31 protein-coding genes are annotated in these 26,781 nt (G+C 70.4%); 18 read left to right on the forward strand and 13 right to left on the reverse strand.

Annotated features, from left to right (window positions below; translation table 11 throughout):
• Positions 1 to 43 precede the first annotated feature (43 nt).
• Both ABN273_RS10720 and ABN273_RS59435 read right to left on the reverse strand, forming a co-directional pair.
• Positions 44 to 1,117: an ABC transporter substrate-binding protein gene (locus ABN273_RS10720; RefSeq protein WP_349448528.1), complete on the reverse strand. Its 1,074-nt coding sequence runs from the start codon at positions 1,115 to 1,117 to the stop codon at positions 44 to 46.
• 11 nt (positions 1,118 to 1,128) lie between these two features.
• Complete coding sequence (locus tag ABN273_RS59435; protein ID WP_502910992.1) at positions 1,129 to 1,365, reverse strand: putative acetyltransferase; 237 nt, start codon at positions 1,363 to 1,365, stop codon at positions 1,129 to 1,131.
• Between the two features lie 106 nt (positions 1,366 to 1,471).
• Between ABN273_RS59435 and fdxA the strand changes: the two genes are divergently transcribed.
• The 3 genes from fdxA to ABN273_RS10735 all read left to right on the forward strand — a co-directional run bounded on the left by fdxA (position 1,472) and on the right by ABN273_RS10735 (position 3,717).
• Complete coding sequence (gene fdxA, locus ABN273_RS10725; RefSeq protein ID WP_349448632.1) at positions 1,472 to 1,798, forward strand: ferredoxin; 327 nt, start codon at positions 1,472 to 1,474, stop codon at positions 1,796 to 1,798.
• Positions 1,799 to 1,897: 99 nt separating this feature from the next.
• Positions 1,898 to 2,968 (forward strand): succinyldiaminopimelate transaminase, encoded by a 1,071-nt coding sequence (gene dapC / locus ABN273_RS10730; protein WP_349448529.1) that lies wholly within the window; start codon positions 1,898 to 1,900, stop codon positions 2,966 to 2,968.
• 92 nt (positions 2,969 to 3,060) lie between these two features.
• Positions 3,061 to 3,717 (forward strand): DUF4178 domain-containing protein, encoded by a 657-nt coding sequence (locus tag ABN273_RS10735; RefSeq protein ID WP_349448530.1) that lies wholly within the window; start codon positions 3,061 to 3,063, stop codon positions 3,715 to 3,717.
• A 16-nt stretch (positions 3,718 to 3,733) separates the two neighbouring features.
• Here ABN273_RS10735 and ABN273_RS10740 read toward each other — a convergent pair whose 3' ends face one another.
• On the reverse strand, positions 3,734 to 4,591 hold the full coding sequence (locus tag ABN273_RS10740) for a hypothetical protein (protein ID WP_349448531.1): 858 nt from the start codon (positions 4,589 to 4,591) through the stop codon (positions 3,734 to 3,736).
• Between ABN273_RS10740 and ABN273_RS10745 the strand changes: the two genes are divergently transcribed.
• The 6 genes from ABN273_RS10745 to ABN273_RS10770 all read left to right on the forward strand — a co-directional run bounded on the left by ABN273_RS10745 (position 4,590) and on the right by ABN273_RS10770 (position 9,520).
• On the forward strand, positions 4,590 to 5,423 hold the full coding sequence (locus ABN273_RS10745) for a 2,3,4,5-tetrahydropyridine-2,6-dicarboxylate N-succinyltransferase (RefSeq protein ID WP_349448532.1): 834 nt from the start codon (positions 4,590 to 4,592) through the stop codon (positions 5,421 to 5,423). The genes ABN273_RS10740 and ABN273_RS10745 overlap by 2 nt on opposite strands.
• Positions 5,423 to 6,478 (forward strand): succinyl-diaminopimelate desuccinylase, encoded by a 1,056-nt coding sequence (dapE, locus tag ABN273_RS10750; RefSeq protein ID WP_349448533.1) that lies wholly within the window; start codon positions 5,423 to 5,425, stop codon positions 6,476 to 6,478. Before ABN273_RS10745 ends, dapE begins: the two co-directional genes overlap by 1 nt.
• A gap of 198 nt (positions 6,479 to 6,676) precedes the next feature.
• The gene (locus tag ABN273_RS10755) at positions 6,677 to 7,474 is read left to right on the forward strand and encodes an LOG family protein (protein WP_349448534.1); all 798 of its coding nucleotides are present in this window, start codon (positions 6,677 to 6,679) and stop codon (positions 7,472 to 7,474) included.
• A gap of 11 nt (positions 7,475 to 7,485) precedes the next feature.
• Positions 7,486 to 8,070, forward strand: a complete 585-nt coding sequence (locus ABN273_RS10760; protein ID WP_349448535.1) for an LOG family protein — start codon at positions 7,486 to 7,488, stop codon at positions 8,068 to 8,070.
• A gap of 128 nt (positions 8,071 to 8,198) precedes the next feature.
• Positions 8,199 to 8,969, forward strand: coding sequence for a hypothetical protein (locus ABN273_RS10765; protein WP_349448536.1), 771 nt, complete (start codon positions 8,199 to 8,201; stop codon positions 8,967 to 8,969).
• A gap of 29 nt (positions 8,970 to 8,998) precedes the next feature.
• A complete protein-coding gene (locus ABN273_RS10770; RefSeq protein ID WP_349448633.1) occupies positions 8,999 to 9,520 on the forward strand; it encodes a DNA-3-methyladenine glycosylase I in 522 nt (173 codons plus the stop codon).
• On the opposite strand, the gene ABN273_RS10775 is transcribed toward ABN273_RS10770, so the two are convergent.
• From ABN273_RS10775 to ABN273_RS10785, 3 genes are read right to left on the reverse strand one after another with little or no spacing between them, the layout of a single operon-like run.
• Complete coding sequence (locus ABN273_RS10775; RefSeq protein WP_349448537.1) at positions 9,480 to 11,867, reverse strand: polysaccharide lyase 8 family protein; 2,388 nt, start codon at positions 11,865 to 11,867, stop codon at positions 9,480 to 9,482. The genes ABN273_RS10770 and ABN273_RS10775 overlap by 41 nt on opposite strands.
• Entirely contained in the window at positions 11,864 to 12,640 is a 777-nt protein-coding gene (locus ABN273_RS10780; protein ID WP_349448538.1) for an enoyl-CoA hydratase/isomerase family protein, read from the reverse strand. The genes ABN273_RS10775 and ABN273_RS10780 overlap by 4 nt, the downstream gene beginning before the upstream one ends.
• Complete coding sequence (locus ABN273_RS10785; RefSeq protein WP_349448539.1) at positions 12,637 to 13,413, reverse strand: PaaX family transcriptional regulator; 777 nt, start codon at positions 13,411 to 13,413, stop codon at positions 12,637 to 12,639. Before ABN273_RS10785 ends, ABN273_RS10780 begins: the two co-directional genes overlap by 4 nt.
• 181 nt (positions 13,414 to 13,594) lie before the next feature.
• Here ABN273_RS10785 and ABN273_RS10790 point away from each other — a divergent pair, with 181 nt between their 5' ends.
• Both ABN273_RS10790 and ABN273_RS10795 read left to right on the forward strand, forming a co-directional pair.
• The gene (locus ABN273_RS10790; protein ID WP_020545024.1) at positions 13,595 to 13,762 is read left to right on the forward strand and encodes a DUF3117 domain-containing protein; all 168 of its coding nucleotides are present in this window, start codon (positions 13,595 to 13,597) and stop codon (positions 13,760 to 13,762) included.
• 78 nt (positions 13,763 to 13,840) lie between these two features.
• Complete coding sequence (locus ABN273_RS10795) at positions 13,841 to 15,244, forward strand: leucyl aminopeptidase (protein ID WP_349448540.1); 1,404 nt, start codon at positions 13,841 to 13,843, stop codon at positions 15,242 to 15,244.
• Here the strand turns inward: ABN273_RS10795 and ABN273_RS10800 are convergent.
• The gene (locus tag ABN273_RS10800) at positions 15,241 to 15,879 is read right to left on the reverse strand and encodes an O-methyltransferase (protein ID WP_349448541.1); all 639 of its coding nucleotides are present in this window, start codon (positions 15,877 to 15,879) and stop codon (positions 15,241 to 15,243) included. The genes ABN273_RS10795 and ABN273_RS10800 overlap by 4 nt on opposite strands.
• A gap of 171 nt (positions 15,880 to 16,050) precedes the next feature.
• Here ABN273_RS10800 and sigE point away from each other — a divergent pair, with 171 nt between their 5' ends.
• The 4 genes from sigE (at position 16,051) to ABN273_RS10820 (ending at position 19,501) form a co-directional block, all read left to right on the forward strand.
• Positions 16,051 to 16,683: an RNA polymerase sigma factor SigE gene (gene sigE / locus ABN273_RS10805; protein ID WP_349448542.1), complete on the forward strand. Its 633-nt coding sequence runs from the start codon at positions 16,051 to 16,053 to the stop codon at positions 16,681 to 16,683.
• Positions 16,683 to 17,204, forward strand: coding sequence for an anti-sigma factor family protein (locus ABN273_RS10810; protein WP_349448543.1), 522 nt, complete (start codon positions 16,683 to 16,685; stop codon positions 17,202 to 17,204). The genes sigE and ABN273_RS10810 overlap by 1 nt, the downstream gene beginning before the upstream one ends.
• Before the next feature lie 167 nt (positions 17,205 to 17,371).
• Positions 17,372 to 19,030: a S1C family serine protease gene (locus tag ABN273_RS10815; protein WP_349448544.1), complete on the forward strand. Its 1,659-nt coding sequence runs from the start codon at positions 17,372 to 17,374 to the stop codon at positions 19,028 to 19,030.
• Positions 19,031 to 19,135: 105 nt separating this feature from the next.
• Complete coding sequence (locus ABN273_RS10820) at positions 19,136 to 19,501, forward strand: sec-independent translocase (protein WP_349448545.1); 366 nt, start codon at positions 19,136 to 19,138, stop codon at positions 19,499 to 19,501.
• Between the two features lie 170 nt (positions 19,502 to 19,671).
• On the opposite strand, the gene ABN273_RS10825 is transcribed toward ABN273_RS10820, so the two are convergent.
• A complete protein-coding gene (locus ABN273_RS10825; RefSeq protein ID WP_349448546.1) occupies positions 19,672 to 20,805 on the reverse strand; it encodes an Mrp/NBP35 family ATP-binding protein in 1,134 nt (377 codons plus the stop codon).
• Between the two features lie 160 nt (positions 20,806 to 20,965).
• On the opposite strand from ABN273_RS10825, the gene ABN273_RS10830 reads away from it, so the two are divergent.
• Positions 20,966 to 21,427: a MarR family winged helix-turn-helix transcriptional regulator gene (locus tag ABN273_RS10830; protein WP_349448547.1), complete on the forward strand. Its 462-nt coding sequence runs from the start codon at positions 20,966 to 20,968 to the stop codon at positions 21,425 to 21,427.
• Here the strand turns inward: ABN273_RS10830 and ABN273_RS10835 are convergent.
• Entirely contained in the window at positions 21,411 to 21,878 is a 468-nt protein-coding gene (locus ABN273_RS10835; RefSeq protein ID WP_349448548.1) for a DUF1003 domain-containing protein, read from the reverse strand. The genes ABN273_RS10830 and ABN273_RS10835 overlap by 17 nt on opposite strands.
• Positions 21,868 to 23,076, reverse strand: a complete 1,209-nt coding sequence (locus tag ABN273_RS10840; protein ID WP_349448549.1) for a magnesium transporter MgtE N-terminal domain-containing protein — start codon at positions 23,074 to 23,076, stop codon at positions 21,868 to 21,870. Before ABN273_RS10840 ends, ABN273_RS10835 begins: the two co-directional genes overlap by 11 nt.
• Positions 23,077 to 23,172: 96 nt before the next feature.
• Between ABN273_RS10840 and ABN273_RS10845 the strand changes: the two genes are divergently transcribed.
• Positions 23,173 to 24,120, forward strand: a complete 948-nt coding sequence (locus ABN273_RS10845; RefSeq protein WP_349448550.1) for an EamA family transporter — start codon at positions 23,173 to 23,175, stop codon at positions 24,118 to 24,120.
• A gap of 10 nt (positions 24,121 to 24,130) precedes the next feature.
• On the opposite strand, the gene ABN273_RS10850 is transcribed toward ABN273_RS10845, so the two are convergent.
• The gene (locus ABN273_RS10850; RefSeq protein WP_349448551.1) at positions 24,131 to 24,508 is read right to left on the reverse strand and encodes a hypothetical protein; all 378 of its coding nucleotides are present in this window, start codon (positions 24,506 to 24,508) and stop codon (positions 24,131 to 24,133) included.
• 88 nt (positions 24,509 to 24,596) lie between these two features.
• On the opposite strand from ABN273_RS10850, the gene ABN273_RS10855 reads away from it, so the two are divergent.
• Entirely contained in the window at positions 24,597 to 25,529 is a 933-nt protein-coding gene (locus ABN273_RS10855) for an HpcH/HpaI aldolase/citrate lyase family protein (RefSeq protein ID WP_349448552.1), read from the forward strand.
• On the opposite strand, the gene ABN273_RS10860 is transcribed toward ABN273_RS10855, so the two are convergent.
• Both ABN273_RS10860 and ABN273_RS10865 read right to left on the reverse strand, forming a co-directional pair.
• Positions 25,519 to 26,061, reverse strand: a complete 543-nt coding sequence (locus ABN273_RS10860) for a DUF6529 family protein (protein ID WP_349448553.1) — start codon at positions 26,059 to 26,061, stop codon at positions 25,519 to 25,521. The genes ABN273_RS10855 and ABN273_RS10860 overlap by 11 nt on opposite strands.
• Positions 26,058 to 26,747, reverse strand: a complete 690-nt coding sequence (locus ABN273_RS10865; RefSeq protein WP_349448554.1) for a hypothetical protein — start codon at positions 26,745 to 26,747, stop codon at positions 26,058 to 26,060. Before ABN273_RS10865 ends, ABN273_RS10860 begins: the two co-directional genes overlap by 4 nt.
• Positions 26,748 to 26,781: the final 34 nt, after the last annotated feature.

The following is a 26,781-nucleotide window of genomic DNA, read 5'->3' on the forward strand; positions in this document are numbered from 1 at the left end:
TTAGAGCCTGAACGTCCCTACGACATATCAAGTCACATCGGACTCATCCGACACTCTTCGTCCATTCCTGCTTGAGATACGCCTTCGCCGCGTCTGCCTGCGGAATCGTCATGAGCACCGGACGCCCTGGCGCCTTGGGAAGTTTCGCGGCCTGCTCCGAGTCGAGCGTGCCCTTCATGAGCATCGCCTCCCCGCGCGCGGGGCGGGCGAAGCCCTTCTGGAGCAGGTTCTGGCCCTCGTCCGAGAACACGAACTCCTGCCAGAGTCGGGCCGCGGCCGGGTGCGGGGCCGCCTTGTTGATGGCCTGCATGTGGTAGTCGCCGAGCGGCGCGTCCCGCGGGATCGTCACCTGCCAGGCGTCGGGGTGGGCGGCGCTGCGGGCCGCGTTGAGGTGGTCCCAGGCGACGACCACGTTGGCCTTGGTCAGATCGGTGAGCCGCCCCGCCTGCTTGAGCTTGGCGAACAGCGCCACCCCCTGCTCCGGCCGCGGCGCCCCTGCCTGCATGGAGGCGGCCATCACGCCGTCGAACGCCCCCTCCGAGCGCAGCGGGTCACCGTCGAGCGCGACCCGGTACTCGGGCTTGAGCAGGTCGGCGAAGGAGGCGGGGGGCTTGACCGCGCGCGGGTCGTACCCGATGGACATGTAGCCGCCGTAGGCGGCGTACCAGGCGCCGGAGGGATCCTTGACGTGGTCGGGCAGGTCCTGCCAGCCCTGCACCTTGTACCGGGCGAACCGGTCGGCCCCGGAGACGGCCACGTCCATGGTCAGGTCGAACACGTCGGGCTTGAGCTGCGCGGCGGCGTCCAGTTCGCGCTTGCTGCTCGCCTGCGGCTCCAGCTCGTTGACCTTGATCCCGTACTTGTCGGAGAACGTGTCGATGACCTCGCCGTAGTTGACCCAGTCGCGGGGCAGCCCGATCACGTTGAGCTGGCCCTCGCGCTTGGCGGCCTCGACGAGCCGGTCGACGGTGGTGAAGCCGGCCTTCATCGAGTCTGCCTGGACGTTGACCGGCGGCAGGCTCTTCGGCTGGGTCGAGTTGTGGTCTGTGGACGACGCGCCACATCCGGCGCTGGCGAGGATGGCTGCTGCGGCGGCGGCGCAGGTACGTACAGTCACAGTACGAATACTTACTGTTGCATCCGCCCAGGTCGAGGAGGCGCGGCCGGAACGACCTTGGCCGCCACCAGTGTCTCTTCAGGGATCTCCACCACAGTGCCGTCCTTTTTGCGAACTTTTAGAAGTCCGCCCTCCCACGACACGAGGATGCCCACAGCGTCGCGAAATCCCCCTGGAACGCGCCTACGGGTGGTGATCCGTGCACCTATATCCTGACTTGTGATCGCGATGACGAGGCGTGCGGCCACGACTTTGCCACCCTCCGTTTCGGCCAGCTGGCAAGCACGGCAATACTAGGGCGTAGCAAACCGCGGTCAGAGTCATGCCATGGTGCTGGAGAAGAAGGAGCTCGAGGTGACCTACGTCATCGCGCAGCCTTGCGTGGACGTCCTGGACAAGGCGTGCATCGAGGAATGCCCCGTCGATTGCATCTACGAGGGCGAGCGCATGCTTTACATCCACCCCGACGAGTGCGTGGACTGCGGCGCGTGTGAGCCTGTATGCCCCGTCGAGGCGATTTTCTATGAGGACGACCTTCCCGAGCAGTGGAAGGAGTTCTACAAGGCGAACGTGGACTTCTTCGAAGACCTCGGCTCGCCGGGTGGCGCTTCGAAGGTCGGGAAGATAGACAAGGACCACCCGGTGGTGGCCGCGCTGCCGCCGCAGGGTGAGGACCACTAGCCGGTCCTGGTCTACGCCGCACGGGGAGCATCCGGGCTCGGATGCGCCCCGTTGGCGTGCGCTTTTTGAGTACGGCAACGCACAACCCTGGAGAACCGTGTGAACAAGCTGCCCGACTTCCCCTGGGACCGTTTGGAGCCGTACAAGGAACGCGCGCTCGCACATCCCGACGGCATCGTCGACCTCTCGATCGGCACTCCGGTCGATCCCGTGCCGCAGATCGTTCAGGACGCCCTCGTGCAGGCGGCCGACAGCCCCGGCTATCCCTTCACCCACGGCACCAAGGCGCTGCGCGAGGCCGCGGCCGGGTGGCTGCGCCGCAGGCACGGCGTCACCGTCGACCAGCAGGACGTGCTCCCGCTGATCGGCTCGAAGGAGTTCGTCGCCTGGCTGCCCACCTACCTGGGCGCCGGGCGGGTCGTCTTCCCCGAGCTGGCCTACCCCACCTACGACGTGGGCGCCCGGCTGGCCGGGGCGGTGGGCACGGCCTCCGACAGCACGCTCGCGCTCGGCCCCGAACGCGTGGACCTGCTCTGGGTCAACTCGCCGGGCAACCCCACGGGCCGGGTGCTGCCCGCCGAGCACCTGCGCAAGGTGGTGTCCTGGGCGCGCGAGCGCGGCACGGTCGTGGCCTCCGACGAGTGCTACATCGAGCTCGGCTGGGAAGAGGAGCCGGTCTCGATCCTCCATCCCGACGTCTGCGGCGGCTCCCACGAGGGGCTGCTCGCGGTCCACTCGCTCTCCAAGCGCTCCAACCTGGCCGGCTACCGCGCCGGGTTCGTGACGGGCGACCCCGTCCTGGTCAAGCGGCTGCTGGAGACGCGCAAGCACGCCGGCATGATCATGCCCCGGCCCGTGCAGGCCGCCATGACCGTCGCCTTCGGCGACGACGAGCACGCCGACCGGCAGCGCGAGCGGTACGCCGCCCGCCGCGCCCTGCTGCGGCCCGCGCTCGAGCAGGCGGGCTGGCACATCGACCATTCGACGGCCGGACTGTACTTCTGGGCATCGAACGGGCAGAACGCCTGGGATCAGGTCGCCAAGCTCTCCGAAATCGGCATTTTGGCCGCACCGGGAGATTTCTACGGATCGGCAGGTGAGCGGCACATCCGCATCGCCGTTACGGCGACTGATGAGCGGATCGGTGCGGCGGTGCGCCGCCTCCAGTAGGATCGCCCGTCATAAGCCAGCCGTACGGGCTTGAACACATAAATCGATAAGGGCTTTTGCCGAGACAGACCGCGAGTGGAGCGAGCTGATCGATGAGCATGACCTCCATGGTCGTACTCGGGCTGAGCATCGCCACCGTCCTGCTGCTGCTCGGGGCCTTCCTGGCCACCCTGCGGCGCGACGGGAAGGGCCGCGCGAGCGCGCCGCCGGCTGAGGTCGCTCCCGTCGAGACCCCGCTACCGGCGCCGGTGAGCGCGCCCGGGCATGCCGGCACCGACTACACCGACCCGCGCACGATCCGGGTCGGCGACCGGATCGAGGTGCACGGGTCTCCCGCACGGGTGCTCGGTGCGATGCACATCTCGTGGCAGGGACATGAGTGGACCGAATACCTCCTTCGGGACCGCGCGCGCCGCTTCCAGTGGCTGTCCGTGGAGCTGCACGCCGGTGATCCGCCGCACCTGGAGGTGAAGCTCTGGACCGACGTGCCCACGCAGGGCATGGTGCCGGCCAAGAGCATGCTGATCATGGAGGGCATGGAGTTCTTCCCAGTCGAGCGGGGGACCGCGGCCTTCCGGAGCGAGGGCGACACGGGCCACCCTGAGCGGGGGCTGCTGGACTTCGCCGACTACCGCGCCTTGGACGGGCGGCTGCTGTCGTTCGAACGCATCCAGGGCCAGTCCTGGACGGCCAGCTACGCCCAGCCCCTGGCGCCCGGCTCCATCACCATCGTCCGCCGCGCCTCCTGACCCCGGCGGGCGGGCGTCACGAGAGCTCCACCTGGGTGGCGGTGGCCTTGCCGCCCGCCTGCCAGCCCTCGAGGTTCATGTCGTTCGACCACGTCGCCCCCGCGTACCCCACGCGCCGCAGCGCGTACTTCTCGGCGTGGGCCACCGACCAGGCGGCGATCAGCCACCCGCGTTTCTTCGTGGTGATGGCCGTGCTCCCGAGCGCCCTGGCCAGCTGCTTGCGCGCCTCTTCTGTGCGGGGCTGCGGCGCAGGGGTCTTCTTGCCCGGCGGGTACCAGCAGTGGACGGCCTGGGGGACACGCCCGGTGAAGGCCGCGGCGAGGATTTTGGCGTCCCCCTCGTGCTGCGCGTACGCGTAGCCGCCCGCCGAGCGCTGCACCTCCTGGGCCGCGTCCGCCAGCGGCATCTTGCGGTAGCCCTTCACCTTGACCAGCGCGGCGAAGAACTTGTTCGTGGCGTAGACGGGATCCATGAGCTGCTTCTTGGTGCCCCAGCCCTGCGACTCCCGCTGCTGGAACACGCCCACCGAGTCGCGGTCGCCGTAGTTGAGGTTGTAGAGCTTCGACTCCTGCAGAGCCGTGCCGTACGCGATCACCACGGCCCGCTCGGGCAGCCGGCGGCGCGCCGCGACGGCCGCGATGGTGGCGGAGATCTGCGCCTGCTCGGGGTAGAGGTAGAGCTCGCCGTCAGGGGTGCGCACGGTGCAGTGGGCCTCGGGCACGGCCAGCGGCGTGGCCTTCTTCAGCAGGTGGTAGAGGCCCACGGAGATGCCGACGGCGAGCACGATCACGATGATCGCGATGGTGATGACTCCTCGGGAGAAGCGCAGGCGCACCCTGAAGAACCTACCCGGCCGGATAAGCTCCGTGGCCATGAGTGACCTGAGCACCTCCTCGCCCATATCCGCGGTGGTGGACGAGTTGTGGGAGCGCCGTGCGGAGCTGTCGCCTGCCGATGTGGAGGCACGCCGGCTGATCGTCGGCGCGGTGGACCTGCTGGACAAGGGTGCGGCCAGGGCCGCGCGCCTGGTGGGCGGCGAGGTGGTCGTGGACGAGCGGGCCAAGCGGGCCATCCTGCTCGGCTTCAAGGTGCTCGGCATGGCGCGTTCGCAGGTGGGCGACTTCCAGCACCACGACAGGATCCCGCTCAAGAGCTCGTTCGACGGGGTGCGCGTGGTGCCGGGTGCGATCGCCCGCTGGGGCTCGTATCTGGCGCCCGGCGTGGTGCTGATGCCGTCGTTCACGAACATCGGTGCGTACGTGGACGAAGGGACCATGGTGGACACCTGGGCCACGGTCGGCTCGTGCGCTCAGATCGGGAAAAATGTGCATCTGTCGGGTGGGGTGGGCATCGGCGGCGTGCTGGAGCCGCCGAACGCGGTGCCGGTCGTGGTCGAGGACGGCGCGCTGATCGGCAGCCGGTCGATGATCGTCGAAGGCGCCCGGGTGGGCGAGGGCGCGGTCGTCGGTGCCGGCACGATCCTGTCCGGCTCGATCCCGGTGATCGACGTGCAGACCGGCGAGGAGCTGGCCCGCGGCCACATCCCCGCCTGGTCCGTGGCCGTCGGCGGCACGCGGCAGAAGGAGTTCCCCGGCGGCACGTTCGGCCTGCCGTGCGTGCTGGTGCTCAAGCGACTGGAGCCGGGGCAGCGACACGACAAGGCGGCGCTCAACGAGGTGCTGCGCGAACACGGAGTGAACACCTGATGCTTGACCTGACGCAGGACGTACGCGCGCTGACCGCCGCGATCGTGGACATCGAGTCGGTGAGCGGCGGCGAACGGGCGCTGGCCGACGCGGTGGAGCGGGCGCTGTCCGCGCTGCCGTACCTGAAGGTGGACAGGTCGGGCGAGACGGTCGTCGCCCGCACCGAGCTGGGCCGCTCCGAGCGCGTGCTGATCGCCGGGCACCTCGACACCGTTCCCGTCGCGGACAACCTGCCCAGCCGGGTGGAGGGTGACCTGCTGTACGGGTGCGGCACGTCCGACATGAAGGCCGGCGTGGCGGTCGCGCTCAAGCTGGCGGCCACCGTGCCCGCGCCCGACAAGGACGTCACGTACGTCTTCTACGACTGCGAGGAGGTCGAGGCCGAGCGCAACGGGCTCAACCGCGTGGCCGGGGACCACCCCGACTGGCTGGCGGCCGACTTCGCGGTGCTGATGGAGCCGACCGACGGCGTGATCGAGGGCGGCTGCCAGGGCACGTTGCGCGCCGAGATCACGGTGCGGGGCAAGCGGGCCCACAGCGCCAGGTCGTGGTTCGGGGTCAACGCCATCCACGGGATCGAGCCGGTGCTGGCCAGGCTGAACGCGTACGAGGCGCGGCTGCCGGTGGTCGACGGGCTCGAATACCACGAGGGACTGAACGCGGTCGGCGTCCGGGGCGGCGTGGCCGGCAACGTCATCCCGGACCTGTGCGTGGTGACCGTCAACTACCGCTTCGCGCCCGACCTGTCGATCGAGCAGGCGCAGGAGCACGTACGCGAGGTGTTCGACGGGTTCGAGGTGAGCCTCGTCGACGCCGCGCCGGGGGCCAGGCCGGGGCTGACGCATCCGGTGGCGGCGGCCTTCACCGCGGCCGTCGGCGGCACGCCCCGCGCCAAGCTGGGCTGGACGGACGTCGCCCGCTTCTCCGCGCTCGGGGTGCCCGCCGTGAACTACGGTCCTGGGGATCCGAATCTGGCGCATCAACAGGGCGAGTACGTGTCGCTGTCGAAGATCGTCGAGAGCGAGCGGGCCATGCTCGACTGGCTCACAAGATGAAAGTGGCTTTCCTCGCCGGCCATTTGGCGGGGAAAGCCACTTTCAGTCCCGAGCAGCACCCTCGGCAGTTAGACGCAGGGCAGTCGAAATCCGGTTCCCTAGTTTTTCAAAGATTTTTCCGCGCGCTTCTCCAGGTGTCTGACCTGGTGTTTCATGCTCGTAACGCCTACCGTGCGCAAGAGGACTACCGTGGCGAGCATGAAACAGTCACGTCCTGAACGCCGTCAGGGTCAGGCGGTCGTCCGCGGTCACCTCGTCCCCAGCTCCACGCACGACCAGCGCCTGCTCGCCCGCCAGGGGCCGTCCGACTGGGTCCACATGGACCCGTGGCGGGTGCTGCGGATCCAGGCCGAGTTCGTGGAGGGGTTCGGCCAGCTCGCGGAGCTGCCGCAGGCGGTCACGGTCTTCGGCTCCGCCCGCACACCCGAGGGGACGCCCGAGTACCAGATGGGCCGTGCGCTCGGCCGGGCGCTGGCCGAGGCGGGCTACGCGGTGATCACGGGCGGCGGGCCGGGCGTCATGGAGTCCGCCAACCGCGGCGCGAGCGAGGTGGACGGCGCCATGTCGGTCGGGCTCGGCATCGAGCTGCCGTTCGAGCAGCGCATGAACGACTATGTCGACCTCGGCATCGAGTTCCGCTACTTCTTCGTGCGCAAGACGATGTTCGTCAAGTACTCGTGCGGCTTCATCACGCTGCCCGGCGGGTTCGGCACGCTCGACGAGCTGTTCGAGGCGCTGACCCTGGTGCAGACCCGCAAGGTCACGTCCTTCCCCGTGGTGCTGATGGGCAGCGAGTACTGGGGCGGGCTGCTCGACTGGATCAAGGGCACCCTGCTCGGCACCGGCAAGATCGCTCCCCAGGACCTCGACCTCATCACCGTGACCGACGACGTGGACGAGGCCGTGCGCATCATCGTGGACGCCGACCTGGCCCGCTCCAGGCAGCGCGAGGAGGAGCTGGAGGCCGCCGAGGCCCAGTACGCCGAGCCCCAATAGGCTTCCTCGATGTGAACATCTGCGTCTTCTGTGCCTCCAGCCTGAACATCGACGACAAGTACATCGACCTGGCCGCACACGTGGGCGCCGAGCTCGCGAAGCGGGGCCACACCCTGGTGAGCGGCGGCGCCACGGTCTCCTGCATGGGCGCCGTGACCTCGGCCGTCCGCGCGGGCGGCGGGCGCACGATCGGCGTGATCCCGCAGGTGCTGGTGGACGTCGAGGTCGCGGACGACGAGTCGGACGAGCTGATCGTCACCGCCGACATGCGCGAGCGCAAGGGGATCATGGACGCCCGCTCCGACGCGTTCCTCGTGCTGCCTGGCGGCATCGGCACCCTGGAGGAGCTCTTCGAGATCTGGACCGCGCGGGTGCTCGGCATCCACGACCGGCCGCTGGTGATCCTCGACCCCTGGGGCCTGTACGACCCGCTCAGGAAGCTGATGAACCACCTGTACGACGAGGGCTTCACCCGGGCCGCCGTCTTCGACGCGATCTCCTGGACCGCCACCGTGGACGAGGCGTTCGCCCACCTCGAGTCGCGCGGGCAGCCGGTCCGGCCCAGCGTCGCCGAGCTGGGCGAAGCCGCCGGCTGACCGGCGCGCACCGCCCGGAGAGACACGAGCTGCGGCAGGTGCGAACCTGATGCCGCGATCGTAAGTACGGAATGCGCCACTTGTGGCGGACCGCTGAACGCGGTCCGCCATGTGAGTACGATGCCAATGTGCTGGTCATACTCGCCATCGCCGCCATCGCCATACTGGCCTGCGTGGTCCTGGTCTCCATCGGCAGGGGCGGTGAGCTGACCGAGTTCCCGCCCGATGTCCCGCCGCTCGACCTGCCCGAGCCCGGGCAGCTCACCGCGGTCGACTTCATGGCGCTCCAACTACCGGTCAACCTGGTCGGCTACCACACGGCGAGCGTCGACGAGACCCTGCGCAGGGCCGCCAACGCCATCAGCGCGCGGGACACCCGGATCGCGGTGCTGGAGCAGCGGGTCTCGGAGCTGCTGGCCAGCCGGCTGCACGCGCGCCAGGAGGTCTACGCGGCGCCGGGGGCCGGGCCCCGCACCGAGCACTCGCCGGAGCCGCCGGCCGTCGCCCGCGAGCTGCCGGAGTCGGGCGACCCCGTGTCGTCCAGCGGGGCCACGATCTCCTGGGACGGCACCGCCGACCTGCGACGCCCGCCGGAGGACCCGGAGTGGCGGATCCCGCAGGGCGACGATGCGACCGTCCAGGACGAGGCAGAGGCGAGCGAGCTCACCGACGCGGAGGCTCCCGACGTGGAGGTTCCCGCCGAGGAGGCTGCTGCCGATGAGCGTGCCGCTGACGCAGAGGCTCCCGTTGACGAGTCCGCCGCCGTCGACGGCGAGCCCGGCGACGGGCCCGACGAGCCGCAGAGCGGCGAGAGCGACCGCAAGGCGGAGGACGAGCCTCAGGACGCCGGGGAGGCCGTACCCGTCGCGCAGGGCAAGGACGGGGACGAACGCTCGTGACCGAGCCGATCCGATGCACCTGGACCGGCATGGCGGCGGACCCGATGTACATCGCCTACCACGACGAGGAGTGGGGCCGCCCGGTCAGAGGCGATGACGCGGTCTTCGAGCGCGTGGCGCTGGAGGGGTTCCAGTCGGGCCTGTCGTGGCTGACGATCCTCCGCAAGCGGGACAATTTCCGCGCCGCCTTCGACTGCTTCTCCATCCCCAAGGTCGCGTCCTACACCGGGCAGGACGTGGAGCGCCTGCTCGGCGACGCGGGAATCGTACGCAACCGGGCCAAGATCGAGGCCGCGATCAGCAACGCCAGGGCCGCCATGGACCTGCCGGAGGGCCTGTCGGACCTGGTGTGGCGCTTCGCCGACCCCGACGCGCCCGTGCCGAGCACGATGGCCGACGTGCCCGCGACCACTCCGGGCTCCAAGGCGCTGGCCAAAGAGCTGAAGAAGCGCGGCTTCAGGTTCGTCGGCCCGACCACGGTCTACGCGTTGATGCAGGCCATCGGCCTGGTCAACGACCATATTGAGGGCTGCGTGGCTCGTTCACGCTGAGCTCGGCCGTGTGGGTCCGCCCGAGCGAACCGCCGAGCTCGACGGTGACGGCGGGCCGGCGTCCGGGCCGCACCGAGACGGTGTCGTCCGCCCTGACGACGCCGCGTGCCGGGCGGTCCAGCGTCAGCGTCACCGTGTCCACGGTCCTGCTGGGGTCGGCCAGGGCCAGGAAGACCCGCCCACCGGCCCGCCGTACGAGCACCGCGCAGGGCGCGTCCACGCTGACGCCCTCGACCGCGCCCGCTGCCCAGAACGTGGCCGCCACCAGCTCCCGGTTCCGTACAGCCTGCACCAGGGGCGTGTTGGCCACCACCCGCACGGGACGCGAGCCGCGGAACCTCCGCGTCCGCTCGCGTGAGGCCCCGGGCAGCACCACGTAGGCGTAGGAGGCGTTCATGGGGTCCACGCCGTGGTCGAACCAGAAGGTCACGTACCGCCGCGTGACGGGGTCGGCCGCGCCGCACGTGTCCTCGCCCTGGTTGATCTCGCGCCACCTGCCGGTACGCGCCTCCACGAGGCTCATCGCCCCATCCATCACGTAGCCGCCGACGCCCGGCAGATGCGCCCAGCCGTCCCCCAGGTACGGCTCCGCGTCCGTGGCCCGGTTCTCCACCACGGACTCGACCCCGCGGCCGTCGGAGCCGGTGATGCCGCTGCCCAGCGCCACCACGGCCGTGTCCAGGCAGAACCACGACTTGCGTGCCCGCGGGCCGGCTCCGTCGCCGGCCAGCTCCATGGCGGCGGCGCCGTACCGGCCGTCGAGGACCGCCCCGCCCGCCCACGCGTTGGCCGGGCAGTAGGCGCTGAAGGACAGGTCCTCGCGGTCGCGGGTGCCGGCCGTGGTGCCCGGCAGCCGGTACGGGTCCACCGTCGGCCAGAAGTCCTCGCCGAACTGGCCCAGGTCGCTCGTGTAGAGGTAGGTCATGCCGTCGCCGGTGTACCAGCCGCGCAGGTTCTCCCTGTTGATCGCCTCGTACGCGGCGACGCGCCGCGACGAGAGGCTGATCGCGAACGACCAGCCGGGCCGCCGGTGCACCACCCGGTCCATCGATGGGAACACGAAGTGGCCGACCGGTCCCGTCGCCGCCTCGATGGTCTGGTCGTCCAGGACCGCGACCGCCCGCCGGGTCTCCGGCACGTCCGCGTGCTCCAGGTAGGGGCGGTTCGTGCCGCGCTCGATCCACCCTTTGGCCAGCTCGCGGAACCGGCGCGCGTACGGCTCGGGCGCGCTCCGCGCGAGCAGCAGGACGGCGCCGATCGCGCCATGACCGGCCACGGCGTCGGAGAAGGCCTGCCGCGTGGCCGCTCGCCCCCTCACGGTGTCCATCAGCAGCCCGTCGTGCACGAACGGGGCGAAGGACCCCTCGACCGCGTCCAGCACCACCCGCCGCCCTGGATCGCTCACCTCCCAGGGCGAGCCGTCGAGCAGCGCGAGCGTCTCGGCGACCGCGATGAGCAGCGACAGGCCGTAGGAGCCGGTGTAGGCCACGCACTCGTGCTGGATGAACGACCCGTCGCGGTAGAAGCCGTCACCGGACTCGGCGTAGCCGAACACGCTGCGGCGCCCGCCGTCCCGCGCGTCCGACAGGCCGTCGCGGGCCAGCGCCAGCTTGGCCGCGCTGCGCCCGGCGATCCCGCGGAAGGCGACGATGGACGCCTTGTCCGCCCGGTTCGCGCCGCTCTCGGACACCTCGGGATGACGGGTACGGCAGTCGGCGTCCGGGCAGAACCGGTCGATCGCCCGCAGGTACGCCTCCAGCCTGGCCGCGTCGAGCCGCTCCCCGAGCAGCACGCACGTTCGGCTCAGGTGGGCTGGCGTGCCGATCTCCCAGAACCACCAGTTGCCCGTCTCGGGCAGCCGCTCGTTGTAGTGGCGCTCGTAGAGCACGTCGAGTGCGTCCACCACCCGCGCCGCGACGGCGTCGTCGCCGTGCTGTGCGGTGCCCGGCGTGGCCCAGGCCGTGGCGATCCGGCGGAGGCGGCCGTAGCTGCCCGTCACGTCGCCAGGACGGCCGTCCAGCGGCAGGTCCGGCCAGAGCGGGCCGGCTCCTCTCCCGGCTGCTCCACCGGGCGACATCGAGGCCAGCCAGCCGCCTGCCGCCTCGCTCAGCCTGGCCACCGGTCCGGCGTAGACCGGATCGCAGGCGTCGAGGTCGCCGCCGGTGAGCAGGCTGAGCGCGGTCGCCCGGAGCCCCTCGAAAGCGCCCGCCGGGGGCACGGAGCCGGACGCGGTGATTGGGAGGTTGGAGCCGGACGCGGTGGCTGGGGGCGGGGAGCCCGGCGCGGTGGCAGGCACCGCGCCGGGTCTGGCGGCCTGCTGCGCCGCCGGGTCTGGTGCGGACGTCACTCGGCGCGGAACGTCGGGCGTTCCTTGGCGAGGAAGGCGCGGGTGGCGTTCTGGTGGTCCTGGGTGGCGGCGCATTCGTCCTGGAGGTCGGCCTCCATGGCCAGCGAGTCGGAGAGCGAGTGCGTCGCGGCGTAGGCCAGCGCCCGCTTGGTGGCGGCGTAGGCCAGGGTGGCGCCGTGCGCGAGGCGTACGGCGAGCTCCTGGGCGGTCTTCAGCACGTCGTCAGCCGGGACCACGCGCGTGACCAGGCCCAGCTCCAGCGCGCGGGCCGCGTCGAGCGGCTCGCCGAGCAGCATCAGCTCGGCCGCGCGACCCCGGCCCACCAGCCGCTGCAGCGTCCACGAGGCGCCCGAGTCGGGGGCCAGGCCGATGCCGGAGAAGGCCAGCGCGAACTTCGCCTTCTCCGAGGCCACCCGCAGGTCGCAGGCGAAGGCCAGGGACGCGCCCGCCCCGGCCGCGACGCCGTTGACCGCGGCCACCACCGGCTTGGGCATGGTGGTGATCAGCTCGACGATCGGGTTGTAGTGCACGCGTACGGTGTCGGCCAGGCCGCGGCCCGCCTCCAGGTTGTCCGCGTGCTCGCGCAGGTCCTGGCCCGCGCAGAAGGCGCGCCCCGAGCCGGTGAGCAGCACGGCCCTGACCTCGCGATCCTGCGCCGCCTCGCGCAGGGCGGCGAGGAGGCGGTCCTTGGTCTCGGCGGTCAGCGAGTTCATCGCTTCTGGTCGGTCGAGTGTGATGGTGGCGACGGCGTCGGCCACGTCATAGCGGATCAAATCAACTCCCTGTCGACGAACGCGGCGGCTGCGGGCAGCAGCCGGGCGGCCTCCTGCTCGAAGTAGGCCCTGGCCTTCTCACCCGGCCAGCCCGCGGGCAGCAGCTCGGCCGGCAGACCCGGGTCGCGGAACAGGAAGTTGCGCCAGCCGTGCACGAGCCTGCTCCTGGTGGCGAAGACCTGGTCCGCTGGAGCCCCATCGGGCAGCGTGCTGATCAGCGTGACAGCCTCGGTCAGCCATTGCTCGTACGCCTCGCCGATGGCGTCCAGATCCCATGCCCTGGCCACCAGCTCGCGCGGGTCGCCCTCGAGCGCCGAGTCGAACCGGTCGGCCCGCACGCCCTCGCTTTCCAGCAGGTTGTCCAGCTCCATCGATGACCGTGGACCGATCCACGTCGTCTCCGACAGCGACGCGTACCCGAGGAACGCCAGATCGGCCCTGAGCCGCTCCCTGCGCGGCCGCTCCTTGACCGGCTCGAAGACGATCAGGTGCCACCGGCCGTGCCACTCCAATGTCCCGGCTCGGTAAATTCTCAGTGCGGCCTCGTCCAGGCGTCTGACGCACTTCGGCGTGAGCCCGTAGCCGGCTCCCTGCGGCAGCCTGATCGGTTTCAGCCACCCTTGACGCACCATGCGCGAAACGGCGGTGCGGACGGCGGGAGCCGCTATATCCAGGGGTTTCATGAGCCTCACGAGCGCAGCGACGGACGCCTGTCCACCGCGCGAGCGCAGGTGGTCTCCGTAGAGATCGAACAGAGCGGCGCGAGCGTGCACGAAGTCCAGTTTGGACGTCAACGCACGTCTCGACAACGCATTCTGGGAGGAGATCGTTACCCATGAGCGCTCTCGATGCGGGAGAATAGGACATCACAGAAGACGTGAATGCGCCGACCACCCCCCATGGGCGGTCGGAAATCGCGGGCCGCGGGAGCCCAAGGCAGGAAGGGATGCACGCATGGCGGCGATGAAGCCGCGGACCGGCGATGGTCCGCTCGAGGTCACCAAGGAAGGGCGCGGCATTGTCATGCGGGTCCCCCTCGAAGGTGGCGGCCGGCTCGTCGTGGAGATTTCCGCCGACGAGGCAAAGGCGCTCGGCGAGGCGTTGAAGAACGTCGTCGGCTGAGAGCTCCCGTTCGACAGTTTGGTCCACGACCCTGGCGTAATCCGGCGCCAGGGTCGCTGACGTTTGAGGAGAGATCCCGTGCCCATTGAGACCACTGTGTCGGTGGTCGCCGAGGTTCCCGACGGCGCCGAGTTCCTGGCCGTCCCCTACGCCTCCGACCTCAGCCCCGAGGTCGAGCTGCACCTGCCGGTGACCGAGCTGCTGGCCCACTACGAGGCCAAGGGCGAGGCGGGGGAGATCGTCGAGGTTCCTGTGGCACGGGCCGGCGGCGTCGGCCGTGTCCTGCTCTACGGCGTGGGCGACGGCACGCCGCGTGCCCTGCGCAAGGCCGGCGCCGCGCTGGCCCGCAGGGCCAAGGGCAGGGACACACTGACCGTGGTGGCGCCCGAGGGCGACGTGGCGGCGTTCGCCGAGGCGGCGTTGCTGGCGGCGTACTCGTTCAAGATCGGTAGTGAGGGCAAGAAGCCGGTGCGGGCGCTGGCGTTCGCGGGCGCCGACGCGGAGCAGGTGCGGCGCGCGCAGGTCGTGGCGCAGGCGGTGGCGCTCGCCCGCGACCTGGCCAACACGCCCTCGTCCGTCAAGAACCCCGCCTGGCTGGCCGAGCAGGCCGCCGAGCGCGGGGTGCCCGTGCGGGTCTGGGACGAGGAGCAGCTCCAGGCCGACGGGTTCGGCGGCATCCTCGCCGTCGGGAGGGGCTCGGCCAGCCCGCCCAGGCTCATCCAGCTCTCCTACACGCCCGCCGAGCCGGCCGACCGGCACGTGGTGCTGGTCGGCAAGGGGATCACGTTCGACTCGGGCGGGTTGTCGCTCAAGCCGACCGAGAACATGAAGACCCAGAAGACCGACATGGCGGGCGGCGCGGTCGTGATCGCCGTGCTCGGCGCGCTGGCCGAGCTGGGCGCCCCCGTACGGGTCACCGGGCTGATCGCGTCCGCCGAGAACCTGCCTTCCGGCACGGCCCAGCGGCCCAGCGACGTGATCAAGCACTACGGCGGGCGCACGGTCGAGGTGCTCAACACCGACGCCGAGGGGCGGCTGGTGCTGGCCGACGCGCTCGCCTACGCAGACGCCGTGCTCGACCCCGACGCGGTGGTGGACGTCGCCACCCTCACGGGGGCGATCACGGTGGCGCTCGGCCGCAACGTCGGCGCCGTCTACGCCTCCGACGACGTGCTGGCCAAGCAGCTGCTCGAGGCCGCGGAGACCAGCGACGACCGGCTGTGGCGGATGCCGCTGATCGAGGAGTACAAGCCCGCGCTGGAGTCGTCGATCGCCGACCTGGCCAACGTCGAGTCGGGGTCGAGGTTCGGGGCCGGGTCGATCACGGCGGCGCTGTTCCTCCGGGAGTTCGCGGGGCGGCGTCCTTGGGCGCACCTCGACATCGCCGGCGTCGGGCGCAGCACGGTGGACGAGGGCACGCTCACCAAGGGCGCCACCGGGTTCGGCGTACGCCTCCTCCTGGAGTGGCTCACCCGCGCCTAGTCGGCGATCTTGACCGCGGCGAGCAGGCCGTCGCCCAGCGGCATGAGCACCGAGCGCAGGCGGTCGTCCGACTGCACCAGCTTGCCCACCTCACGCAGCGCCACCGTGTCGGTGTCGCGCTGCGCCGGGTCGGCCACCCGGTTGCGCCACAACATGTTGCCGAAGGCCAGGATGCCGCCCACACGGAGCAGGCGGATCGCCTCTGCCAGGTAGTCGGTGTACTCCTGTTTCGCGCCGTCGGCGAACACCAGGTCGTAGCCGCCGTCCGACAGCCGCGGCAGCACGTCGAGCGCCCGGCCCGAGATGAGCCGCACCCGCCCGCCGGAGAAGCCCGCCTCGGCGAACGCCTGTCTGGCCAGGCGCTGGTGCTCCGGCTCGACGTCGACGCTCGTCAGCGTGCCGTCCGTACGCATGCCGCGGAGCAGCCACAGGCCCGAGACGCCGCAGCCCGTGCCGATCTCGACGACCGACTTGGCGTTGACGGCGGTGGCGAGGAAGCACAGAGCCGCCCCGCCTCCAGGAAGAATGGGTGTGGCCCCCATCTCCAGCCCGCGCTGTCGCGCGGCATGCAGGATCTCATCTTCCTGATGGAACTGCTCCGCATAGGCCAGAGTGGCCTCCACCGGACTGGTCATCGGCCGCCTCCCCCCACTTTCGTGCGATTGGTCCACGTGATTGGCACCGATCGCAGCCTAGGGGAGACGCGCCGGGACGGGAACTCAGGAGGCTCCAAAGGCGTTGCAGGTTTAGACGGGCTTTGCCGGTCCAAAGGCAGCAGTGCGCACGAAGGGACGAAACCAGGCACTATGGCGGTAGCGGTGGTCCCAGAGAGAGGAGTTCTGGTGGACGAAAGCGACCACCAGGCGGATACTCCCGTGTCGTCTGACTGGACTCCCCCCACGTGGGAGGAAGTCGTGCGGACGCATTCCGCGCGCGTGTATCGGCTGGCGTACCGGCTGACCGGCAACGTCCACGATGCCGAAGACCTGACCCAGGAGGTCTTCGTCCGGGTCTTCAGATCGTTGTCGAGCTACACCCCCGGCACGTTCGAGGGGTGGCTGCACCGGATCACGACGAACCTGTTCCTCGACATGGCGCGGCGCAAGCAGCGCATCAGGTTCGAGGGGCTGGCCGACGACGCCGCCGAGCGGCTGCGCGGCCGCGAGCCGTCTCCGGCGCAGGCGTTCGACGACGCCCACCTGGAGCCCGACATCCAGGCCGCCCTCGACGCGCTCGCACCGGAGTTCCGGGCCGCGATCGTGCTGTGTGACATCGAGGGCCTGTCTTATGAGGAGATCGCGGCCACGCTCGGCGTCAAGCTGGGTACGGTCCGAAGCCGTATTCACCGTGGCCGGGCGCAGTTGCGGGAAGCACTCGATCATCGAGCCCCCCGTAATTCCCAACTCCCCCCGACCGTGATCCGTGGGGAGGACTTCTGATGGCTCATCTTGGAGAACGTGTTTCGGCGCTGGTGGACGGTGAGCTCAACCACACCGAACGCGAACGCGCGCTGGCTCACCTGACCTTCTGTGCTGACTGCAGGCGAGAGGTCGAGTCGATGCGGGCGCTGAAATCGCGCCTGCGTTCGCTGGAAGGGCCGGCGATGCCGGCCGACCTGACGATGTCCCTGCTCCGGATGGCGGAGCCGGGAGGGCCGCTGCCTCCGAGGGAGCGCCCTTTTCCGTCCCGCACGTTCGGCGGGGTGCCCATTCCTGGGCCGCACACCATCGCTCCGCTGGACAACCGCCCGCGCAGGGACGCCACTGGTGGGGGTTCGGGTCCGGGCCGCGGTAGGCGGCGCTCGACCTACGTGGCGGTCGGGGTGGTCTCGGCGGCCGTGGCGCTCGGCACCTTCTTCGCGGCCTCCGGCGTCGGGCAGAACAACCCGGCGCCCCCGGTGGAGCTGTTCCAGCAGCCGCGGACCACACCGGCGAGCGCGCCTTCGACCGCCACGCCTTGACCTCCGCCTATGCCTGACAGACCAGGACTTGGCGTACTCGGCCACACATGGGGCATACGATCTGGTTTCGGGATTTGTTACAAGGTGTTCGTGACAAATGCTTTATAACCCTCGTATGCCGCAAGAGCGAGTATTGCGGTGGCCGAGCCAAGGAGTGGTGACATTAGATGACCGACGAGACGCGCCCCACCGAAGGACGCACGCCGTCGGACTCCCCCGAACCACAGGGGCGGCCGGACTTCCTGCCCGCGGACGACTCGCCTGAACAACAGGACCGGCGGCCGGAGCCGCCCGCCTCGTTCGGCACCTCTTGGGGCGATCCGTCGGGCCGCACCGCCTCGGGGGTGCCGCCTTACGGCGGTTCGCCACCGAGCGGCCCTTCCTACGGCGCCCCGTCGTTCACCAACCCTTCGTTCAGCGCCCCGACCTCTTACGAGAGCCCCTCGTACGGCAGTTCCTATGAAGGCCCTTCGTACGGCGGTTCCTACGAGAGCCCCGCGTACGGCGGCGGAGGCTCATCCTTCGGCGGCGGCCCGGACAACGGGACGCGCGCCTACGAGGCTCCGCTGTTCGGCGGCCCGCCTCCGTCCGGTCCCGCAGGTGGCGGCACGCCTCCGCCACCGCCACGACAGGCGCTCCCCATGGGCGCGGGCTGGGCGCCGCCGCCCCCGGGCGCGCAGGGCTCTCCAGGGCCCAGGCGCGCGCCGAGCACCGTCCTGCTCGTCTCGACCGCCCTGGCCATCGCACTGGTGGCCTCGCTGCTCGGCAGCGTCGGCACGTACCTGCTCACCAGGTCGAGCGACGGCAACGACCCCTCCTACAGCCTCGGCCCCCTGCCGACGACCGGCGCGACCAACCGGGAGCCGGGCTCGGTGGCGGGCGTGGCCGCGCGGGTGCTGCCCAGCGTGGTCTCGATCGAGGCCGGCACTACCACCGAGGGCGCGTCCGGATCCGGCTTCCTGATCAAGAACGGCTACGTGGTCACCAACAACCACGTCGTCTCCCTGGCCGCCAAGGGCGGCGAGATCCGGATCATGTTCAACAACCGGAAGACCACCTCGGGCCGCATCGTGGGCCGTGACCCCGGCTCCGACCTGGCTGTGGTGAAGCCGGAGGACACGTTCGGGACGCCGGAGATCACCCTCGGCAACTCCGACCAGGTCGTGGTCGGCGACCCGGTGATCGCGATCGGTTCCCCGCTGGGCCTGACGGGTACGGTGACGACCGGCATCGTCAGCTCGCTCAACCGTCCGGTCATCGCGGGCGACGAGTCCGGCGCCAGCGCCGAGGAGACCGCGTACATCAGCGCCATCCAGACCGACGCCGCCATCAACCCCGGCAACTCGGGCGGGCCGCTGGTGAACGGCAAGGGCGAGGTCGTCGGCGTGAACTCGGCCATCGCCACCCTCGGCCGTTCGGAGGCCAGCCAGAGCGGCAGCATCGGCCTGGGCTTCGCGATCCCGGTCAACCAGACGCGGCGCGTGGCCGAGGAACTGATCACGACGGGTAAGGCCAAGCGCCCCAAGATCGGCGTCGTCCTGGACAAGGACTACAAGGGTCAGGGTGTGAAGATCGCCTCGGGGCCGAGTGGGGGACGCCAGCCGGTGGACGCCAACGGGCCTGCCGACAAGGCCGGCCTGAAGGCGGGCGATGTGATTCTGGAGATCGACGGGCTGACCCTGCAGGACGGTAACGAGCTGATCGCCCTGATCCGCAGCAAGGCCCCGGGCTCCAAGATCACCGTCAAGTACCAGCGCGCTGGTCAGGACCGCACCGCCACGCTGACCGTTATGGCCGAGGACGAGCCGACCCCGACCCCGTCTTGATGGCGATATGACCGGGGGGACTGACCGACCTACCCAGAGAAGCCCTTAGTCTGTGGATAGGCCGGGGGTGTCCTCGGAAGGGCTGGACTGCGGTAGGAGCTCACGGTGTTCGGACTCGGGTGGATGGAGATCGGAGCGCTGATCGTCATCGCGCTGCTCGTCTTCGGTCCCGACAAGTTGCCTCAGGCCGCCACGCAGGCAGGCAAGACGCTGCGCAATCTGCGCCGGATGGCCAACAACGCACGTGACGACCTGAGGACGGGGCTGGGCCCGGAGTTCAGCAACTTCGACCCCGCCGACCTCAACCCGCGAAACTTCGTCCGCAAGCACCTCCTCGACGACCTCGAGGACGACTGGAACAACAACAAGCCCCGTGAGCTGGAGCCCGCCGCGACGGCTCCGTACGTCTCCGAGCCGGTGGACGAGCTGGGTTACGGCGAAGTGCCCCCATACGACTCAGAAGCGACCTGACGCCGACTCTTGGCACCCATCTACCCACCGACCCTCAAACCCGCCCATATGGCCCTCTGAGGCCCTCAGGGCCCTCTACAGCGGCCCGGCGCCCCCGTGGAAGGCCGGTCACCCGCGCCGGCGGGTGGGTGCCCGCCGCGCGCGGCTGTAAAGGACCCTGAAGAGGGACGTCAACGGGGGGCGAGGCCCAGGTGGAGGCCCTTGAGGCTGGTGGAGCGCTTGCTCAGGCTCGACGCGATCTTCCGGAGCTCGGCGGCGGCGGGGGAGTCGGGCTCGGTCAGGACCAGGGGCTTGCCCTCGTCGCCGCCCTCGCGGAGCCGCAGGTCGATCGGGACCTGGCCCAGCAGCGGGACGCGCGCCCCCAGCGTGCGGGTCAGCGCGTCGGCGACCGTCTGGCCACCGCCCTCGCCGAACACCGCGATGCGCTCGTCACAGTGGGGACACGGCAGCCAGGCCATGTTCTCGATGACGCCGGCGATCTGCTGGTGCGTCTGCGCGGCGATGGAGCCCGCCCGCTCGGCCACCTCCGCGGCGGCCATCTGCGGCGTCGTCACGACCAGGAGCTCCGCGGTCGGCAGCCGCTGCGCCACTGAGATCGCGATGTCGCCGGTGCCGGGAGGCAGGTCGAGGAGGAGTATGTCGAGGTCGCCCCAGTAGACGTCGGCCAGGAACTGGTGGAGCGCCCGGTCGAGCATCGGCCCGCGCCAGACCACCGGCGTGTTGCCCTCCGGCTTGAACATCCCGACCGAGATGACCTTGATGTCATGGGCCACCGGCGGCATGATCATGTCCTCGACCTTGGTGGGCCGCTCGTCGGCGCCCAGCATGCGAGGGACGCTGTGGCCGTAGATGTCGGCGTCGACGATGCCGACCTTCATGCCGTTGGCGGCCATCGCGGCGGCCAGGTTGACCGTCACGGAGGACTTGCCGACCCCGCCCTTGCCGCTGGCCACCGCGAACACGCGGGTCAGCGAGCCCGGCTGGTTGAACGGGATCTCCTTCTCCGGCCCGCGGTTGCCCCGCAGCTTGGTCTGGAGGGCCTTGCGCTGCTCGGTGCTCATGACGTCGAGCTCGATCTGGACGCCAGTCACGCCGTCCAGCTTGGCGACGGCGTTCGTGACGTCACGGCGGATGGTGTCCTTCAGCGGACACCCCGCCACGGTCAGGAAGACGCCCACGCGCACCACGCCGTCGGGAGCGATATCGATGCTCTTGACCATGTCGAGGTCCGTGATCGGCCGACGGATCTCGGGGTCAATGACGGTGGCGAGGGCGACCGTCACCTGTTCCTGGGTTAGTGCCATCGAAGTCTCGGCACGAGGGAGTGCCGTCCCTCCTTTGTCGGTATATGTGTGACAGGCGCAGGACGCCAGTGAGGATGCCCCTCCATGGTATGAACCGGAGGCCTCGCTGAGTTAATCCGTGCTGTTAGATGTCTGTGCAACAACGTCTTAAGGTTACTCCGTGACTCTCCTGCGCGACGAGGGCCTGACCGCCGAGGAGCTGGCGGTCTGGCGGATGTTGCAGCGCGCCCAGGTGCGCATCACCCGCCACCTGGAGGGCGAGCTGCTCGTCGCCCACGACCTGCCGCTGGCCTCGTACGAGGTGCTCATGCAGCTGGCCGAGGCGCCCGGGCGGCGGCTGCGCATGAACGACCTCGCCGACCGCGTCCTGCTCTCCCGCAGCGGCCTGACCAGGCTGATCGACCGGTTGCAGCGCGACGGGCTGGTCTCGCGCGAGGCGTGCGCCGACGACGCCCGCGGGCTGTTCGCCGTGCTGACGGAGGACGGCGCGGCGCGGCTGGCCGAGGCGACGCCGACCTACCTGCGCGGCGTCAGGACTCAGTTCCTCGACCTGCTGGGCGCCGAGGAGCTCTCCCGCATCCGGTCGATGGTCGCCAGGCTCGACGTCAGCGGCGCTCCTTGAGCTCCTCCAGGAGCCGGCCGAGCTCCGTGCGCAGGTAGTCGCGCGTGGCCACCTCGTTCAGCGCCAGCCGCAGCCCCGCGATCTCCCTCGTCAGATACTCGATCTCGGCCTGGTTGCGCTCGGCGGCCTCGCGGTCCTGCTCGTACTGGATGCGGTCGCGGTCGCTCTGCCTGTTCTGGGCGAGCAGGATCAGCGGCGCGGCGTAGCTGGCCTGCAGCGACAACATCAGCGTGAGGAAGATGAACGGGTACGGGTCGAACTTGAGGTTCGGCGGCGCGAGCACGTTCCAGGTCACCCAGACCCCCACGAACACGGTCATGTAGACGATGAATCGCGCGGTGCCGAGGAAGCGGGCGATCTGCTCAGAAAGGCGGCCGAACGCCTCGGGGTCGTAGTGCGGCCGCAGCGTGCGGCGCAGGGCGCGCGGCTGGTCCAGTCGTTCAGACGTCACGGTCGGCCCTCTCGCGCCAGTCCTCGGGAAGCATGTGGTCGAGCACGTCGTCGACCGTCACCGCGCCGACGAGCCGGCCCAGCTCGTCCACGACTGGGGCGGCGACGAGGTTGTAGTTCGCCAGGTAGTAGGTGACGTCGCGGAGCGAGAAGTCCGGCCTGATCGGGTCGATCGACGGGTCGATCACGCCGCCGAGCAGGGTGGACGGCGGCTCGCGCAGCAGCCGCTGGAAGTGCGAGACGCCCAGGTACGTGCCCGTCGGCGTCTCCGTGGGCGGCCGGGTCACGTAGACCTGGGCGGCGACGGCGGGCGTCAGATCCTGCTGCCTGATGTGGGCCAGCGCCTCGGCCACCGTGGCGGTGGGCGGCAGGATCACCGGCTCGCTGGTCATCACGCCGCCCGCGCTGGTCTCCGGGTAGGTCAGCAGACGCCGGACCGGCTCCGCCTCGTCGGGCTCCATCAGGGCCAGCAGCCTGGCCGCCTGTTCCTCCGGCAGGTCGTGCAGCAGGTCGGCGGCGTCGTCGGGCCCCATCTCCTCCAGCACGTCGGCCGCCCGCTCGGGCTCCAGCGTGCCGAGGATGCCGATCTGGTCGTCGGGCGGCAGCTCCTCGAGCACGTCGGCCAGCCGGACGTCGTTGAGGGCGCGGGCGATCTCGATGCGCCGCTTGCTGGGCAGCTCGTGCAGCGCGCTGGCCATGTCGGCCGCCCGCAGCGACTCGAACGCGGCGATCAGCCGGGCGGCGCCCTGGTCCTTCTGCAGCTTGTCGAACCCGGACACCTCCTCCCAGCCGACGATCCGGGGCTCGCGCCGCCTGCCCTTGTAGAGTGCGACCTTGGTGATCTCCCAGGCGGACGGCCTGACCTCGTCCATGGCCACGTCGTAGACGGTCATGGGCTCGTCGTCGACCTCGACGGTCAGGTCCAGCATCTCGCCGACCACCAGTGTCTCGGTGGCGCGCTGCTCGAACCTGCGCATGTTGATCCGCCCGGTGAAGACCACGGCTCCCGCCTCGATGCGGCGTACCCGGGTGATGGGCAGGAACACCCTGCGGCGCGGCTGCACCTCCACGACCAGGCCGTGCACGTTGGGCCTGCGGCCGATGCGCAGGCCGACCACGACGTCCCTGACTCGGCCGATCTGGTCGCCGGCGGGGTCGAAGACCGGGGTCCCCGGCAGCCGGCCCACGAAGATCTGCACGTGGTCAGGCTAACAGCGCTCCTCCATTGCGCCCCCAACGCCTCACATGTCAGTATCCAACGTGCTTAACGGTGATTACTGGCCAGGTGGTGGGCTATGAGGTATGCCGGGCTCGGGCTCGCGTTCGTGTCCTCGTGGTGTTTCGCGTTCTCGGGGCCGATGGCCAGGTACCTCATCACGGCGGGGCTGGCGCCGATCGAGGCCGTCTGGACGCGGATGGCGGGCGCGGGGCTGCTGCTGGTCGCCGTGCTGGCCGTGGTCAAGCCGCGGGCGCTGCGGATCCCCAGATCGAGGCTGCCGTTCTTCGGGCTGTACGCGGTGATGGCGGTGGCCGGGGTGCAGTCGCTGTACTTCGTGGCGATCACCCGGCTGCCGGTGGGGATCGCGCTGCTGCTGGAGTTCATGGCGCCGGTGATGGTGGTGGCCTGGGTGCGCTTCGTACGGAAGGTACGGCTCGCGCGCGCCGCCTACATCGGGGCGGTCGTGGCCGTCGTGGGCCTCGGGATCGTCGTCGAGGCCTGGCAGGGGATGCGGCTGGACACGCTGGGCCTGCTGCTCGGGCTGCTGGCCGGGGCCTGCTGCGCCGGATATTTCCTGATGAACGATAGCTTCGGCGACGACGTGGACCCGCTCGGCCTGATCGCCTGGGGGATGGCGGGGGCGGCCGTGGTGCTGATCCCGTTCGCCAGGCCCTGGGACATCCCGTGGGACGCCTTCGCGGCCACCGCCACGCCGGACGGCGGCCGGACGCTGCCGGTGCTGGGGGCGTACCTGTGGATGGTGCTGGTCGCGACCGTGATCGCGTACATCCTGGGGGTGAACGCCGTGCGGCGGCTTTCGGCCGCGGTGGGGGCCACGGTCGCGTCGCTGGAGGTCATCGGCGGCGCGGTGGTGGCCTGGGCACTGGTCGGCGAGACGCTGGGCGTCTTCCAGATCGTGGGCGGCCTGCTCGTGCTGTCCGGCGCGCTGCTTGCCCAGACCGCGAGCGCCCAGCCGTCACCGGCGGTGGAGCCCGGTGCGCAGCCCCTCGGCGTCGGCGGGTGAGACGCGCGACTCAGGTGGCCGGGACAGCCGGCGTGAGGCGCAGGACGGTGGAGTCGCGGGCCCAGCGCTCGGTCAGGTGCTCGCTGTCGCGGGCGTTGAGCCGCTCCTTGGCCAGCACCGCCACGGCGTCGGCCGCCGCGGCCTGGTCGACGACCGACACCGCCGCGTCGAACTCCACCAGCCGGGCGCCGTTGTCCTTGCTGCGCAGCGTGACGTGGACCTGGTCGAGCGCCTCGAGGCCGGGCAGCTGCTGCTCCTCGCCCCCCGTCACCAGGTAGATCGCGCCGTCGTGCCAGGCGTGCCAGGCCAGGCGGGGGCGGTCGAGCGTGAGCCAGAGGATGCCGGACTTCTTGGCACCCTCCTCGATGGCCGCGGCGTTGTCGGTCACATTCCCGACTGTAGCCCTCACCGCCACCCGCCGCACTTCGGTGGAGGCGCTTGGAGGCGAGTGACGGGGACGGCGCTAGCGTGAGCGCATGCGTTCACGTCGTTCGGTGCTCGCCGTGCCAGGCAGCAACCCCCGCTTCCTCGAAAAGGCCCAGACCCTGCCCGTGGACGAGGTCTTCCTCGACCTGGAGGACTCCGTCGCGCCGCTGGCCAAGGAGCAGGCGCGCAAGAACATCGTGACGGCGCTGCGCGAGGGCGACTGGGCCGGCAAGACGCGCGTGGTCAGGGTCAACGACCTCACGACGCAGTGGACGTACCGGGACGTGATCGAGGTCGTCGAGGGGGCCGGGGAGTTCCTCGACTGCGTGATGCTGCCGAAGGTGCAGGACGCCACCGAGGTGGTCTGGCTCGACACGCTGCTCACCCAGATCGAGAAGACCATGGGGTACGAGGTCGGCCGCATCGGCATCGAGGCGCAGATCGAGAACGCCCGCGGCCTGGTGAACGCCGACGCCATCGCGGGCTCGTCCAGGCGCCTGGAGACCCTGGTGTTCGGCCCGGCCGACTTCATGGCGTCGATCAACATGCGCACGCTGGTCGTCGGTGAGCAGCCGCCCGGCTACGTCGAGGGCGACGCCTACCACTACATCCTCATGCGCCTGCTCATGGCGGCCAGGATGCACGACCTGCAGGTCATCGACGGCCCTTACCTGCAGATCAAGGATGTCGAGGGCTTCAGGCGGGCCGCCAGGAGGTCGGCCGCGCTCGGGTTCGACGGCAAGTGGGTGCTCCATCCCTCCCAGGTGGACGCGGCCAACGAGGTGTTCTCGCCGTCGCAGGAGGACTATGACCACGCCGAGCTCATCCTGGAGGCGTACGAGTACTACACCTCGGTCGAGAAGCGCGGCGCGGTCATGCTGGGCGACGAGATGATCGACGAGGCCTCGCGCAAGATGGCGCTCGTCGTGGCGGCCAAGGGGCGGGCCGCCGGGCTCAGGCGTACGAAGAGCTTCACACCTTGAGCCCGATGGCGGTGAAGAACCAGAACGACGACGTCAGCCAGATCCCGATCAGCGCGGTGAACGCCAGCCCGCCGAGCACCGGCAGCGTCCAGCCGGGCGCGTCCCGCTTGGGCAGCGCCAGCATCTTCGCGGTGAACACGCCGTAGAAGAAGCAGCCGAGCAGGGAGTGCGCGAGCACCCGCGGCACGTCGTACTGCAGGCCGAGGGCGTAGAGGCAGTGGACGGCGACGGGGATCGTGAGCAGGAACGCCAGCCGTCCCGACCAGCGGTGCACGGCGGGCGGGATGGTGATCCCGAGCTTGCCCCACATCGACAGGGCCGAGACGACCTGCACGATCGCCAGGACGAACGCGCCCGTCGTCAGCCACGCCTTCATCGGCAGCGCGGCGGAGAACCCGGCCACGCCCACGGCGAACCCGGTGGGCGTGTGCACCCGCCCGTAGACGCCGAGCGCGAGCGCCGCGAGGCCGCCGGCCAGCAGCGGCACGAGGAGCGGGGTGAGGCTGCGTGATGGCTGGGGTACGGCGGTCATTGCATCTCCTCGATGAAGCCGTCCACGTCCTTCGGGTAGAGCGTGGTGCTGTCGACCGTCACGGGCGCCGTGGGCCGCTCGCCCTGCAACTGCGGGATCGGCACCTGCGTGTCGCCCTCGAATGCGGCGCCGACCTGGGTGAAGCCGCCCTGCGGGCTCTTGAGCACGATCCAGCCGGCCCTGAGCTTGGCGCCCCTGACGATCGCGGTGGCCCGGTACAGGCCCGACGGCTTGACCACCGTGGGCGCGACGAAGCTCCACTTCTTGCCGCCGACCGCGACCCAGCCCTTGGCCCGGCCGCCGTCCAGCGCGGCCGTGACCTTGGCGCTGCCGAGCCCGGACAGCCGCAGGTCGCCGTCCGACTCCGTGCCCTTGAACCAGGCCTCGGCCTTGCCGTCGCAGAAGTAGCCGACGGCCTTGCCGTCCCTGATCGAGATCGCGATGAGGCCGCCGTTGCCCTTGACGTAGCCTCCGTAGTCCGCTTTGGCGATCTTCTTCGGTGCTGTCTGTTCCGCCTCGCCTGAAGGGGACGGAGCCGCGGTGCTCTCCTCGGCGGGCGGTGCTTCCGCGGCGGTGCTGGCGGCCTCGTTCCTGGCCGCCGGTGTCGCGATGACGCTGGCGACACCCAGCCCCACGGCGAGCAGTGCCCCCGCCGTGAGGGTGATGACAGGTCCCAGCCTTGACATGGACTGCTCCCGGGGTCGAAATGCCGTACGACTC

Source organism: Nonomuraea sp. B19D2, from assembly GCF_040137845.1.
Lineage (GTDB): Bacteria > Actinomycetota > Actinomycetes > Streptosporangiales > Streptosporangiaceae > Nonomuraea.

Bases quoted from the DNA above. Each gene is read 5' to 3' on its own strand.
- ABN273_RS10735 (WP_349448530.1), top strand. From the start codon at position 3,061: ATGAGCATGACCTCCATGGTCGTACTCGGGCTGAGCATCGCCACCGTC.
- sigE (WP_349448542.1), top strand. From the start codon at position 16,051: ATGGCGGTAGCGGTGGTCCCAGAGAGAGGAGTTCTGGTGGACGAAAGC.
- ABN273_RS10740 (WP_349448531.1), bottom strand. From the start codon at position 4,591: ATGGCCACGGAGCTTATCCGGCCGGGTAGGTTCTTCAGGGTGCGCCTG.
- ABN273_RS10815 (WP_349448544.1), top strand. From the start codon at position 17,372: ATGACCGACGAGACGCGCCCCACCGAAGGACGCACGCCGTCGGACTCC.
- ABN273_RS10825 (WP_349448546.1), bottom strand. From the start codon at position 20,805: ATGGCACTAACCCAGGAACAGGTGACGGTCGCCCTCGCCACCGTCATT.
- ABN273_RS10770 (WP_349448633.1), top strand. From the start codon at position 8,999: ATGGCGGCGGACCCGATGTACATCGCCTACCACGACGAGGAGTGGGGC.
- ABN273_RS10745 (WP_349448532.1), top strand. From the start codon at position 4,590: ATGAGTGACCTGAGCACCTCCTCGCCCATATCCGCGGTGGTGGACGAG.
- ABN273_RS10865 (WP_349448554.1), bottom strand. From the start codon at position 26,747: ATGTCAAGGCTGGGACCTGTCATCACCCTCACGGCGGGGGCACTGCTC.
- dapE (WP_349448533.1), top strand. From the start codon at position 5,423: ATGCTTGACCTGACGCAGGACGTACGCGCGCTGACCGCCGCGATCGTG.
- ABN273_RS10860 (WP_349448553.1), bottom strand. From the start codon at position 26,061: ATGACCGCCGTACCCCAGCCATCACGCAGCCTCACCCCGCTCCTCGTG.
- ABN273_RS10810 (WP_349448543.1), top strand. From the start codon at position 16,683: ATGGCTCATCTTGGAGAACGTGTTTCGGCGCTGGTGGACGGTGAGCTC.
- ABN273_RS10790 (WP_020545024.1), top strand. From the start codon at position 13,595: ATGGCGGCGATGAAGCCGCGGACCGGCGATGGTCCGCTCGAGGTCACC.
- ABN273_RS10800 (WP_349448541.1), bottom strand. From the start codon at position 15,879: ATGACCAGTCCGGTGGAGGCCACTCTGGCCTATGCGGAGCAGTTCCAT.
- ABN273_RS10845 (WP_349448550.1), top strand. From the start codon at position 23,173: ATGAGGTATGCCGGGCTCGGGCTCGCGTTCGTGTCCTCGTGGTGTTTC.
- ABN273_RS10855 (WP_349448552.1), top strand. From the start codon at position 24,597: ATGCGTTCACGTCGTTCGGTGCTCGCCGTGCCAGGCAGCAACCCCCGC.
- ABN273_RS10755 (WP_349448534.1), top strand. From the start codon at position 6,677: ATGAAACAGTCACGTCCTGAACGCCGTCAGGGTCAGGCGGTCGTCCGC.